Source organism: Candidatus Margulisiibacteriota bacterium (assembly GCA_003242895.1).
In the GTDB taxonomy this organism is placed as follows: domain Bacteria; phylum Margulisbacteria; class Riflemargulisbacteria; order GWF2-39-127; family GWF2-39-127; genus GWF2-39-127.
Window position 1 is genome coordinate 1 of sequence record QKMY01000053.1, and the last position, 12,347, is coordinate 12,347.

Consider the following 12,347-nt stretch of genomic DNA (forward strand, 5'->3'; position numbering starts at 1 on the left):
ATATCTTTATGTCTTCGGGTAATTAGCTTTAAAATTTGATATGCTTTACCTTTTGTTCCCCTTTTTCTCTGTTCCATTTTTCTATTTAGGAATTGGCGTCGCGTTGAAAGTGCAATCTTTTTCTTAGTCTTACGATAAAGTAGAATAAGAAGAATGCCTAACAATACAAAAATTATCTTATAATTAATGCATGAACGTAATAGATTCAGGAGCCTTCAATGATTATATTTAGCGGCAAAATAATAGGAGGATATTCAGGTCTAATCCTTAAATATATAAAGCAGTTCCTTAATTTCGAAGAAATAACAGGGTTGGAAGTCAATAGACAGCATCCTTTAATTGTAAAATTAAGGCCGGATGTTTTTCTCAGAATTCAATTGCAGGGGGAAAAACATATCATGACCATTATTGGTAGTAACGGCGAATACAGAGATACCACAAAATTCGAAGTGCAACAGAATCAAGTTATAAGGCTAGGAAGAGACCCATATTCAACTAATTTCCTAATAGGAGATTACCACACTCAAATTAAGGATAAGGGCATTTCTAATATACACTGTGAAATATTAAGAAATGGAGATGATATTTATACTGTTAGAGATATGGGCTCAACTAACGGAACAATAATAACTGGAAGTGGTCATGTCCCAGTAATCCGGAGCACCAACGTGCCGGAAGGCTCTGAATTCACCTTAAGATTAAATAAACCTTTAGCTTTCTCTTTTTTAAATTATGTTTTTGAGAAACCAAAATATGTTAAGATAGTTGCTGATGAAAGATTTATCGGTTATGAAGAAAAGTTTTATAAACTATCCACTTACTATGGTGATTCTCGATCAGGTAATACTGGCATCATAGGATCTGTTTATTGCCCAGAGTTGTGTGACGACTTTGAGATAATCCTCCGAGAAAATATCTTGATGGTAAAACTAAAAAAACCTGCGATGTTGATACCCGCAAATGTATATGACAGTTTTTCCTATGACACAGTAGATGTTTAACCAATATTCTACAATCCCTCCATATCCTTTCTGCCGCAGGCAGGGAACCTCTTCTATGTAGATCCGCCGGAGATTGTTAATGCGGACCATTTAGGTCCCGGTAGCAGCATACAAATATACTACGATTAAAGAAGCTATATGCAAAAGAAAGCTTGCCCACTCGGCGATGTTCTACTTGAATAGATTCTGTTTACGCACGATATATTCCACATCAGCTTTGAGAAAATCACGGATATTTTTGTCCTCTATCCTGTTGATTGCTTTAAGGGTCTCGTGGATATCGTCAATTTTATCTGGCTTTTCTAATTCCATTTTAATCTCACCGCTGAGGCATTTCTTATATAAAGGGATCATTTTTATGAAATTTTTGAGCGTTTTTTTGCACCGTGAATCAGAGTATTGCTCTATTTCCCGCTGAAGTAGTATTTGTGCGAATTCCAACTCATCCATCTTGTATAAATCTGCGAATTTTCTAAGAATATCTTCAGAAAACTTAAGTCCTTTTGTTTCCACGTTCGTAATAAATGCTGGAGTTACGCCGAGCAGTTTTGCCAGCTCATTTGACTTGAGCGGGGCGAAGGCCTTAACCCTGGAATACTCTTTTGTCCTGTAATGCTTAATCATTTCTCCAAAGTTCATATAGATACCTCCAATTTATATCCAAACCAATAAGGTTTTCGGGTTTTTAACATTACTACCCCGCGCGTAGCGCGGGGTAGTAATGTATACTTTTCGAAAAGTACATTGATTTAATTATAAGTATATCACAAAGCTTAATCTATTAAACACTATGCCATTAACATATTAATTAATTAGGCCTCTTTCAATTCCTTGATGTATATTAATAATTCAAATAATGTAAATTATCGATGCAAGAGTTTGTTCTGTATTTGCGATAATTCAACAATATAATAAATTGTTTTGTTAATATATCAACTTTAGGATAATAGTTAGATCATGAAAGAGGAGGTGCGTTAGGTGGTATCACAGACTAAAAATGGAGAAGAGGATATGTCAGACAGCGAAATAATTGCTCGGTTAGTGAAGCAAATAGCAACCAAGAACCTGTTGCTGAAGTCGAACCAGGAAAAATTGTCTGGAAGCCACAACGCAATTTATAACAAGGAATAACAAGATCTAACAATCGACGCAAACTTTGCCTGTAACTTCGGGCGTGACATCCCCCGGTCCTGGTATTATAATCCCCGCAACATTGATGGCAGGGAGGGACTATGGATATTGAATTTATCAGTACTGCTTTTGAGAATGGCGAATTAATCCCTCGCAAGTATACCTGTGACGGAGATGACGCTTCTCCTCCTCTTGTATGGTCCGCACTCCCGGAGAGTACGAGAAAGCTTGCTATCCTGTGTGAGGATATCGATGATCCTGACGGGCCGAAAACTCACTGGATTATTTTTGATCTTCCTGTGAGCCTGAGAGGTTTGAGAGATGGAATACCGCAACAGCAGTTTCTTGAAGATGGGGTAAGTCAGGGAGTTAATGATTTCCATAGAGTCGGCTATACCGGCCCTTGTTCCTCCAAAACCGTTCATCGGTACCAGTTCACACTTTATGCCCTTGATGCTGAATTAAGTATGGAAGAATACACTGCAACCAAAGATCTTCTGTTAAAGGAAATGAAAGGTCATATCTTAGACCAGGGACAGCTTGTCGGTTTGTACTGATACTTCCTTTTTTTCTCCAAATTGAGGGTGCTAAAGATAAATGTTTTAAATGATTTGAAAAATTACCGATAATAAAACTAAATCTATACTCAAACTAATTTTTATTCTGAATATTTATAGCCTTAATTCTTTGCAAAATCCGGGTTAAGGCAGATAGAACGAAAGCCTGATTGGTTTCGGTATAAGATACTTATGCTTTTAAAGGAGTATTTTGTATGGATTTTATTGTGTGGAATGATACCTATAGCTTGAACGTCGCTAACATTAATGAACAACACAAAGAGCTTTTTGAACTAATAAATAATTTTTATCGGGGAGTAGACAAATCGATCAATAAAAAGACATTGTCGAAAGTCCTGGCGGAATTTTTGAACTATACCAAATATCATTTCTCTACTGAAGAAACTTTTCTCCATAAACATGATTATCCATACTACGAAGAACATAAGTTGGTACATGACAAATTTATTATGGAAATAGTAGATTTTCAGAAAGCTTTTAATAATGATGATATTCAGCCGACAATAGAACTGCTAAAGTTCATCAAGAATTGGCTGATAAGCCATATATTTATTATGGACAAACAGTATTCTACGTATTTTCAAGAGAATGACATGATTCCCGGCTAATAACAGGTACAAGCTTATACGATGTTGTTAGCATTTATGGTATTTATGCTTAATTTATGTACTTTTTCCCAGGTACTTTTATGCCACCGATACGATCACTTTTCACCTTTTACGCAATTGGCTGACCACCGAGATTGACTATACCGAAATACTAAGCAGTTTCATTAAGTCGATTTCATATAGTACCAACCGGGTAGAAATCAGCGAGAAGATGAGAGACTATCTTCTACTGCTGGGATATGAGAAACTCGCCGTCTATTTGACAGTGGATAAAGACGGAATATTTCGGCTCGATCTCAGCACCTTCGACATCGAACTTCCAGCTTATTATGAGAAACAGACCGACTTCGTCATGGCTATGACCTACGAGCATAAAGACGAACGGTATTTCCCTTATGGAGACCAGCATATTTTCAAGGTGTGCAAAGGACACAACATCACCCTGAGGCTTGTTTTTCTGAGCGGCAATAGTCCCATGAATGACAGGCTGAAAGGCGTAACGGTCAATATGTGTGCCCAGGCAGCACTGGCCTTGTCCAATGCCCTTTATCGGGAAAAAATGGATGAAGATGTCGAAGAACTGAATAAGATAGTGGATATGAGGACAATAGTGCCAACGCCAATTCCAGTTCCTACTATAGATAAAGAAACGATAATTTCATCTACTGTGACAAGAGCCGACCTCCTCACTAAGATCAACCAAATAGAAGTTAACGGATACAAAGGTATCACGGTTCAGGAAATGTACAATACCGATGAGGCTGCTGTGATCGATGCGCTGTTTGGATATGGCGAATATGTTTTAGGAATTAGTGAATCTTTTAGCAAAATGACATACGTTCAGAGTCAAGGTAAGTTGGATAAGGATTATCTCGATATATTGACAGCGGTGGATATGTTGACAAAAGCAAAAGGTTATAAAGGTTTTGCTGAGACAGATTATTATACAACAATGGCAGAACAAAATGTGATAAATATGTTGTTGCATGGGTATTCTTCACGATTTAAGCATATAATGACCAAGCCATTCTCGTATTATGTTGATCTGTACAACCAGGACAAATTTGATTATACCTATTTTGAATATGCCAACAAAATGATCAGATTGCAGCAGTGTGGATATCGGGATATAGCATACCCTGACTATTATAGTCCGAGCAACAAAGCAGTAATTGATAAACTATATAACATCCAGAACCAAGTCAGGAATATATATCTAGCTTTTTTTCAATTGGAAAAGATGGAAAAATCCGGATGTCTTACGGACGAAGTGCTTGCTATTCTGACTCAGAAGCATTATGAAGATATGTCTCATCTTTATAAAGATACGATGGTATCAAGAGGATTGATATCTGATAGCTTTTCTGTTGATAGCGATCTTTTTAATGGTGACGAAAGCTTTTTTTATGCAGTGATGAAGATTCCCGCAGGGGATAGTATCTGGAATGTTAAAGCTGGGATTGGTATCGTTAATGTGCCGCTATATGAATTGTATCAGATATACAAGTTAAGCAAGTTGTCTGCGCCTGATTTTTTTACAGCAGAAAAGAATATATTCTCAAAAGCAGATGTTCTGATAAGGAGTGGGTACAAAGACGTAACCATAAGTTGGTCCAAGCTTATTTTTCCCGATAATGTAGCGGTCATAGATAAGCTGTCCTGCAACCTCGATAAGCTGCCAGGGATAAATATGAGTTATGCCGATTTATGCAGACTGCAGAAACAAGGATATCTTACTGATGGCGTTATGAGGAAATATGTGACTGCCGGAAAAGCTATTGGTGATGTCTATAAATTCACTGACTGCAAAGCATCTTCGCTGGTAACCAAAACCGAAGGGAGCATTGCCAATATTACATGCAAAAGCAATAGCCCGTTTACCTGCAAGGTATTGCTTGTTTGCAATGGTGTGACTGAAATAGTTGATAACATTGATATTGATCTGGGAGAAAATAATGTTTATATTGATGCAAAAAAATATTATAATAATCTAAAAGATGGCGATAAAGTAACAATATCAATCGTGGTTGGTACGGATACCCTGGCTGTGTCTTCGGTGCAGCCTAGACAGGGCAACCTTATCAGTACGGAGATTGTTTTTAACAACACTAAATTCGGGTTTGGAGATTTTTTGACCGATATAAATAAAAAAGGTTATCAGACAGGGGATTTGCTGAAAGACTATTCGGTAAATTCAAGTTCGGTTACTACCAAAAGCACTAATTATGTAGACCCTGTCACTATTTATCAATCATATATGGGCACCATAAAAATCACTGATATTGTCAACAAGTCCATGTTTAAAACAGGGGCGGGAACAAATACCCTGAGCCTGTCAGGTAGTCCGATGTTAGATGGCAGCGATACTTTGAACGCGATTTTTGACTGGGACGTAATGGAGAAGAACGGGCAGGGGCTGCTCGAAAGAACAGGTACGGTCTTAGATCACTGCGGAAACTTCTATGCATTTGAAGATTTCTCCCAGAGTTCCGGGTTCGAGCCTGAGTTATGGGGGATAATGGCACAGGCGGTCCTGAAAAAATATTATGAGAATGACTATGAATACAAATATGCACCGGAAATTTATAGCAGAAATATGGAAAAATTAAGAAGCTTGATCGTAGAAATGTGTAAAAGTGATTTCAATTTCAAATACGAAATAGATCGGTATATCGGGTATATCTTTGACGCCGCGAAATATGGACCGGATGATTCCGGTCAATCGCTAATCAGGGATTTTGTGGGATTGCTGGGGAATCAAGATCTATATTCGACCTTAAAAGATATAGACGAAAGCGATTTTAGGACAGCCATGTTTTATCTTAATACGGTCAACCCCAATGCTGTTGAGGCAACGAGCTATTCGGACAACAAAGCCGCCAGATTGATCAATATTATCAAACCTGCCATAGAGCTAAGGACAGAAGCCGCTAATCAGGGAATCGATATCTTAAAAGGCGATAGTCTGGCAGCCGGGGTCTTACGAACAAGTGACAGCTTGGTCCCTAATTATAATATTTTTACAGCATCTTATAATGATGAAATAAACTCTCTGAAATATTATGGAGAATCAAATGTAACATTAATTGTTCATGGCATAGGGGCAAGGGATACGTCAGCAAATGGTGATTATAATGAAAAATTTTATGATATGATATTCCCTAATAATAATGAAACATTGGTTCCTATTGTATGGAATTACAAAAATTCAATAGTTAATGACGGAATAGATGATACTGAATATGGGTCATTACTTGATTATTATAATATCTGGAATAGAAGTACAGGTTCCCAGTATATAAAAATAAAATATCTCGTTAAAAATCAAATAATTGATGCCTATGATCATTATATTAAAGACCCTGATAAAAAACTAAATATTATAGCACATAGCTTAGGGAGTCAGATAATATTCGAGGTTTTGCATGAACTCTCGATGGAACATCACGAAATAAATATTTATAATTTTGTAACTCTTGGTTCTCCAATCAGCGGCTTTAAGAAATTTACAGATTTAGATAAGTACAAGGATTTTTATCCATCTAATGTAACAAAATGGAATAATATTTATAGTACGATTGATCCTTATGTAGGCCCTTATTTTATAGGAGGATCTATCGATGAAGCTATGAATAGTCAAATAAATGTTTATCATTCAGGTATGTTATATAATCCTGATATCCTCAAAAAAATAAAGGAGATATACGTAAATGGCCAATGAAAAAGACAATTTAAACATATCTTCCATAATTAAACTTATATTAATTAAAAAAAAAATAATAATTTATTTAATAAGGAATATAATGACTGTGATTCTGGCAGTACCTATTGCATACTATTTAGGAATTGTATTTTTTACTTTAGGCATCTCAGATAATAACCCCTCTTTTATCGGAGCTTTTAAAGAAAACCTATCATTGATAAACATTGATGGTATAAAGTATTCCATTAATCACGGCATTATGTTCGCTGAATTATATTTGATTGTCATTTCCTTTGCATTTATTTTAAAAAAGTTTAAGACAAATAATCCTACAGCTAATAACGACAAAGCGCTATTTGTAAGAATTTCAAAGAAATCTATCAGGGGTTTTTTTGCAATTATTTTAGGGATTTCTATTCCAGTTATCGGAATACTTGTCATAATTTGGGGGATACCAATTTATCTGGCTTCAGTTATGATATTAATCTGGATGTTTGTTAAAGGTTTTTATCTTATTCACATAGTGTTTTTCGTTTCTACAGCTTTCACTTTAGCATTATTAATGAGGTCGCGATAATTAATAACATACTGCTATTTAGACATTGATTGCCTGCTTATGGCGACTGACAGGGCATCTATGGCATTGATCGGAAATTATCAGATAAATATGCCACATAGCGGTATGTTTTATGATACCCAAATATTAAAAAAAGTTAAGGAGTTGTATCAATGAATAAATACAGAAAAGAAATTATACTTTTTGTGAAATTTTTTTTTATAACGCTGATTATTTATCATTTTATGATGTATTTATGGTCAAATTATGATTCCATTAAGCCCCTTGATATTGCTGAATATATTCGAATTCTTTGGGGGGATTTTAAACGATTTTCAGGAATAATACTATTCTTTAACATTTTGCTTCCTATGATGATTGCTGTAATATTTTTTGTCCGAGAATTTATCAAGATAGATTCTAATAATATTTCTAATACTTCAAAAAAAAGTAGTATCATAAAGATATTAATTTTTATTTGTAGCTATATATTTATTTATTTCTGCGGCCCAATCGTATTCTATCTTATAGGTATTCCTATTATTATTTTAGCTGCAATGTTTTCAATCGCTTTATTCCTTAAGCATTTGAGCAATAAAGCCGGGACGAAAAATAGTTAATTATTGTTGGGACTAATTGTTTTCGTATAAACAAACGAAGGCTAGACATTAATATACTGGAATGTTGTCCGATGATAATATTCCAAAAAAAAATAAAGGAGCTACAAATCTGGCTTATATAAAAGCCCGGTATGAGGAAGCTGCAGCGTGTTCCAATAAATGTAGATCATTGGAACAATATTTGGAGTAGAATTGATACTCTCAATATCGCTCAAGGAGAAGAAATAAAATACCCTTTGATCGATAATTACGTAGTCAATGTGTCTCATTCAGGAATGTTTTATGATCCTAAGATCCTAAAAAAAGTTAAGGAGTTGTATTTAAATGAAAATAACTAAAAATCGTATTTGGTTAAAGGGTTTCCTTTTTGTTTTATTTACATTTATTGCATATCATTTAATACTTTTTAGTTGGTCTGACTATGATGGCGCTGCGTCATTGGATTTAATTAATTATATAAAAACTATTATTAGCGATTATAAATCATCTTTTAATTTTATTAAGATAAAAGTAGATTTTTTATCTCCTTTGGTAATATCTTTATTTATAATAGAAATAGATTTGTTAAATAATTATTTTTTTAAAAAGAACAAAGATGGGCTTTCAAAGAAGAATAAAAACAGGATTACTTTCAAACTTATTTTGTTTATATTAATATTTATTATATTTATATATTTTTGTGGACCGATTGTTTTTTACTTTTTTATCCAGGACTTTTTTAAATTTTTTGCTATAGCTAATATTGGTTTAGGCATTTTCTTTTGTTACCGAAAAGCGAAGAGCCTGAATCATAAATAACTTATCAGATATTAAAGTAAATAGTAGATATGCCGGTGAATAAAGATACTTCATGGCGGGATGTTTTATGAACCTACGGTTTTACGAAAAATAAAGGAGATATATAATCATGACTAGATATAAAAAAGAAGTTATATTTTTTGTAAAAATATTTTTTATAAATTTTATATTGTTTAATATTATGTTATTTTTATGGTCAAATTATGATGATGCGAAATCTCTTGATATAGTGGAATATATTAATGTGTTTTTTGGCGATTTAAAACAACATTTTTTTAAAATTTTTTTGGAATCACTGTTGTTTCCCTTAATTATTTCGATGTTTATTTTTGAGATTATACTAACAGGAAATAGATATTTCCTAGATAGCAACAAACTAACGAACCATCATGCCCGGTTAACTTTAAAAGTATTGCTGGCTACTCTGGGATTCTTATTAATTTATTTCTGTGGACCTATAGTTTTTTTTGTTGTGGTGCTGCCGTTTATTGTTGCTGTTACTGTATTGTTGGCGATTCCTCTTGCCTCAAAAAGCTTAAAAAAGATTCCTGAATAATGGCTAGGAGATATACGTAAATGGTCAATAAAACTATTAATAATGTTTTTTTTGTAAGGTATACAAAGTCTATTGTAATTAACACTATTATAGTAGTTTTAGCATTTAATATCACACGCATAGTTACTGATGGGTTTTCGCTATATATCAGTTCACATATTAATGATTACAAAAATTTTGATGGTTTTTTTTACACAATTGAGATGGATTTTATTATTCCTTTTATCTTTTCATATTTTTTTATCAAGATATATACTATGTTTTTATTGATTATTCCTGAATATAATAAAAAAGAAAGAAGTTCTACACTTAAAATACTGATGCAGGTTGTTTTATTGGTATTGGTGTTTTTGCTGTTTATGCTCGATCCTATTGTGATCAGCTTTTTGGCGTTAATAGTAATTATAAAGCCGGCAATAATTACTGATATTGTGTTTTTGGTTATCCTGGCAAGCCATCACAGGCTTATTAAACAGATATATGATGACCTTTTTGTGCCTTATAAGGGAATAAAGCCAATAGCTATAGCATGTTTATTCTTGATATATGTTATTTGTGGCGAATATCTGACTTGGGGAAGAGTGCAAATCTAAATGTTGTTTACAAAATAATATCTTGGAGAAAATAAAGGAAATATATAATCATGATAATTAGAAAAAATAATTATTCAAATATTGAATTATTTATCAGAGAGCTATTCTTTATAATGGTTACACTGACATTATTCACATTTATCACTTATCATTTTATTGTTTTTTTATCTTCATCGGTAAGTATCGTAGACCATATTAGCAGCAGGATCAATGAATATAAATTATATTTTCATCAGAGAATTTTTTTTGATTTAATTGATCAAGATATTATTTTGCCAGCTATGATGTCAGTTATTCTGGTAAAAATAGTGATTATAAAGAAGATTAAAAAATGGAGTAGCTTAGAAGGAAAGCCTTTGGAATTAATAAAAAAAGATAGAGCTAAGAAGTTAGGGTTTAGAATAGTTCTTTATTTTCTCTCTATTTTTTTGATATCTGCGTTCGAACCGGTTTGGCTATTTGTTATTATTTTATCTTTGCTGTTTTGGACTAATTTAATGTTAGATATGTATTTAGTAATTTCGTCATTAATAAAAATTAATGAAATCGTTTGGCGAAAATACAACAAATATTCCTTGCTATTTCATAGAGTCAAAGATGACATTTTGAATTGCCAGGTAACTACGAAAATATTTTTTATCATGATAATAATTATTATTTTGTTCGGAGAACATATCGTATGGTATCGATTAAATCAATCCTATAACAATACCATTAACATGATATTTAGATGTAGCTATGTTTACAGTTTACACTGATATCCTCAAAAAAATAAAGGAGATATCCGTAAATGGCCAATGATTACCTACTCCTGGCGCCTGATATGACGCCTATGATATTGATTGATCAAAAATTATCAGATAAATGTGCCACGCAGCGGTATGTTTTGTGATACCCAAATATTAAATAGAATTAAGGAGATATATTAATGCATAGATACAGAAAAAAAATTATGCTTTTTATGAAAATTTTCTTTATAACTCTGATTATTTACCATTTCATAATGTATTTATGGTCAAATTATGAAGATTCGATTAAGCCATTAGAATTGGCTGTGTATGCTCGTATTTTTTGGGGAGATTTAAAGAATTTTTCAATAGCTTTTATTTTTTCAAATATTATGCTTCCTTTAATGATAGCTCTGGTAGTTTTTCAAAGAATAATTATTAAAAGAGCTTATGATGATATAAAAAAAAGATCGATTAAAAAAAAGGTCGTAAAACTTATATTTTTTATTGGAGGATTAGTATTTATTTATCTGAGTGGGCCAATAGTATTTTGTCTTATAGGTATTCCTATTATTATTTTAGCTGCTATGTTTTCAATAGGTTTATTCCTTAAGCATTTGAGTAATAAAGTCGGGATGAAAAATGGTTAATTGTATTGTTGGGGGGCCAATTGTTTTCGCATAAACAAACGAAGGCTCGACATTAATATACTGGAATGTTGTCCGATGATAATATTCCAAAAAAAAATAAAGGAGCTACAAATCTGGCTTATATAAAAGCCCGGTATGAGGAAGCTGCAGTTCCAATAAATGTAGATCATTGGAACAATATCTGGAGTTGGATTGATATTGTAAATATTGCTCAAGGAGAAGCAATAAATTATCCGTTAATAAATAACTATATTATTAATACCTTCCATGGCGGGATGTTTTATGAGCCTACGGTTTTACGAAAAATAAAGGAGATATATTTAAATGATAATATCTAGAAAGGTGATATGGCTAAAAATTTTATTCATATTAGTATTTATTTTCTTACTATATCAATTACTATTATTTGGTTGGTCCAATTATGACTCAATCAAACCCCTAGATCTAAAAGAATATATAACCACCTTGTTTAGAGATTTTAAGTTGCATTTTAATCGATATTCTTTGTTGTGGTATTTTATTAATCCGATAATCATTTCATTAGCTGTTATAGAAGGATATTTTATTCAATTGAAAAAAATATTTCTTATAGAAGAGAAATTAGATTGCAATAATTATTTATTACTAAAAATATTATTAGTTTTATTGGTAATTACTGTAATTATATATTTACTCGGGCCGTTTTCTTTTTTAATTATAATGCCATTGTTTGCGGTTTCTTTTATTACAGTAAATATTATTATCTTTCTGGCTTTTTGCATAAAAAAATGCTTTAAATTAAAGAAATAATGATCTTACCCCGAAAAACTGGACACGCCGAAATGG

15 protein-coding genes are annotated in these 12,347 nt (G+C 32.8%); 14 read left to right on the forward strand and 1 reads right to left on the reverse strand.

The features are described from left to right. The first annotated feature begins 218 nt into the window (after positions 1-218). On the forward strand, positions 219-1,001 hold the full coding sequence (locus tag DKM50_08430; GenBank protein ID PZM79476.1) for a hypothetical protein: 783 nt from the start codon (positions 219-221) through the stop codon (positions 999-1,001). A 171-nt stretch (positions 1,002-1,172) separates the two neighbouring features. Here the strand turns inward: DKM50_08430 and DKM50_08435 are convergent, their stop codons facing one another. Then, positions 1,173-1,640: a hypothetical protein gene (locus DKM50_08435; protein PZM79477.1), complete on the reverse strand. Its 468-nt coding sequence runs from the start codon at positions 1,638-1,640 to the stop codon at positions 1,173-1,175. A gap of 593 nt (positions 1,641-2,233) precedes the next feature. Between DKM50_08435 and DKM50_08440 the strand changes: the two genes are divergently transcribed. From DKM50_08440 to DKM50_08500, 13 genes are all read left to right on the forward strand, one after another. Then, positions 2,234-2,689: a YbhB/YbcL family Raf kinase inhibitor-like protein gene (locus DKM50_08440; GenBank protein PZM79478.1), complete on the forward strand. Its 456-nt coding sequence runs from the start codon at positions 2,234-2,236 to the stop codon at positions 2,687-2,689. A gap of 215 nt (positions 2,690-2,904) precedes the next feature. Then, entirely contained in the window at positions 2,905-3,318 is a 414-nt protein-coding gene (locus DKM50_08445; GenBank protein ID PZM79479.1) for a hemerythrin, read from the forward strand. A 211-nt stretch (positions 3,319-3,529) separates the two neighbouring features. Next, positions 3,530-7,039: a hypothetical protein gene (locus tag DKM50_08450; GenBank protein PZM79480.1), complete on the forward strand. Its 3,510-nt coding sequence runs from the start codon at positions 3,530-3,532 to the stop codon at positions 7,037-7,039. Then, on the forward strand, positions 7,029-7,598 hold the full coding sequence (locus tag DKM50_08455) for a hypothetical protein (protein ID PZM79481.1): 570 nt from the start codon (positions 7,029-7,031) through the stop codon (positions 7,596-7,598). The genes DKM50_08450 and DKM50_08455 overlap by 11 nt, the downstream gene beginning before the upstream one ends. Before the next feature lie 152 nt (positions 7,599-7,750). After that, positions 7,751-8,197, forward strand: a complete 447-nt coding sequence (locus tag DKM50_08460; protein ID PZM79482.1) for a hypothetical protein — start codon at positions 7,751-7,753, stop codon at positions 8,195-8,197. Positions 8,198-8,328: 131 nt separating this feature from the next. Beyond that, positions 8,329-8,535 carry a hypothetical protein gene (locus DKM50_08465; protein ID PZM79483.1) on the forward strand — a complete coding sequence of 69 codons (207 nt, stop codon included), beginning with the start codon at positions 8,329-8,331 and terminating at the stop codon, positions 8,533-8,535. Next, positions 8,522-8,995, forward strand: a complete 474-nt coding sequence (locus DKM50_08470) for a hypothetical protein (protein ID PZM79484.1) — start codon at positions 8,522-8,524, stop codon at positions 8,993-8,995. Before DKM50_08465 ends, DKM50_08470 begins: the two co-directional genes overlap by 14 nt. A 109-nt stretch (positions 8,996-9,104) precedes the next feature. Continuing rightward, the gene (locus tag DKM50_08475; GenBank protein ID PZM79485.1) at positions 9,105-9,551 is read left to right on the forward strand and encodes a hypothetical protein; all 447 of its coding nucleotides are present in this window, start codon (positions 9,105-9,107) and stop codon (positions 9,549-9,551) included. 20 nt (positions 9,552-9,571) lie between these two features. Further along, positions 9,572-10,144, forward strand: coding sequence for a hypothetical protein (locus tag DKM50_08480; GenBank protein PZM79486.1), 573 nt, complete (start codon positions 9,572-9,574; stop codon positions 10,142-10,144). A 50-nt stretch (positions 10,145-10,194) separates the two neighbouring features. Continuing rightward, positions 10,195-10,902, forward strand: coding sequence for a hypothetical protein (locus DKM50_08485; protein PZM79487.1), 708 nt, complete (start codon positions 10,195-10,197; stop codon positions 10,900-10,902). Between the two features lie 170 nt (positions 10,903-11,072). Continuing rightward, positions 11,073-11,522 carry a hypothetical protein gene (locus DKM50_08490; protein PZM79488.1) on the forward strand — a complete coding sequence of 150 codons (450 nt, stop codon included), beginning with the start codon at positions 11,073-11,075 and terminating at the stop codon, positions 11,520-11,522. 65 nt (positions 11,523-11,587) lie between these two features. Beyond that, positions 11,588-11,860 (forward strand): hypothetical protein, encoded by a 273-nt coding sequence (locus DKM50_08495; protein ID PZM79489.1) that lies wholly within the window; start codon positions 11,588-11,590, stop codon positions 11,858-11,860. Further along, positions 11,847-12,311, forward strand: a complete 465-nt coding sequence (locus tag DKM50_08500) for a hypothetical protein (protein ID PZM79490.1) — start codon at positions 11,847-11,849, stop codon at positions 12,309-12,311. The genes DKM50_08495 and DKM50_08500 overlap by 14 nt, the downstream gene beginning before the upstream one ends. The last annotated feature ends 36 nt before the right edge of the window (positions 12,312-12,347 follow it).

Bases quoted from the DNA above. Each gene is read 5' to 3' on its own strand.
- DKM50_08470 (PZM79484.1), top strand. From the start codon at position 8,522: ATGAAAATAACTAAAAATCGTATTTGGTTAAAGGGTTTCCTTTTTGTT.
- DKM50_08475 (PZM79485.1), top strand. From the start codon at position 9,105: ATGACTAGATATAAAAAAGAAGTTATATTTTTTGTAAAAATATTTTTT.
- DKM50_08500 (PZM79490.1), top strand. From the start codon at position 11,847: ATGATAATATCTAGAAAGGTGATATGGCTAAAAATTTTATTCATATTA.
- DKM50_08490 (PZM79488.1), top strand. From the start codon at position 11,073: ATGCATAGATACAGAAAAAAAATTATGCTTTTTATGAAAATTTTCTTT.
- DKM50_08445 (PZM79479.1), top strand. From the start codon at position 2,905: ATGGATTTTATTGTGTGGAATGATACCTATAGCTTGAACGTCGCTAAC.
- DKM50_08450 (PZM79480.1), top strand. From the start codon at position 3,530: ATGAGAGACTATCTTCTACTGCTGGGATATGAGAAACTCGCCGTCTAT.
- DKM50_08430 (PZM79476.1), top strand. From the start codon at position 219: ATGATTATATTTAGCGGCAAAATAATAGGAGGATATTCAGGTCTAATC.
- DKM50_08435 (PZM79477.1), bottom strand. From the start codon at position 1,640: ATGAACTTTGGAGAAATGATTAAGCATTACAGGACAAAAGAGTATTCC.
- DKM50_08485 (PZM79487.1), top strand. From the start codon at position 10,195: ATGATAATTAGAAAAAATAATTATTCAAATATTGAATTATTTATCAGA.
- DKM50_08455 (PZM79481.1), top strand. From the start codon at position 7,029: ATGGCCAATGAAAAAGACAATTTAAACATATCTTCCATAATTAAACTT.
- DKM50_08460 (PZM79482.1), top strand. From the start codon at position 7,751: ATGAATAAATACAGAAAAGAAATTATACTTTTTGTGAAATTTTTTTTT.
- DKM50_08495 (PZM79489.1), top strand. From the start codon at position 11,588: ATGTTGTCCGATGATAATATTCCAAAAAAAAATAAAGGAGCTACAAAT.
- DKM50_08440 (PZM79478.1), top strand. From the start codon at position 2,234: ATGGATATTGAATTTATCAGTACTGCTTTTGAGAATGGCGAATTAATC.
- DKM50_08480 (PZM79486.1), top strand. From the start codon at position 9,572: ATGGTCAATAAAACTATTAATAATGTTTTTTTTGTAAGGTATACAAAG.
- DKM50_08465 (PZM79483.1), top strand. From the start codon at position 8,329: ATGAGGAAGCTGCAGCGTGTTCCAATAAATGTAGATCATTGGAACAAT.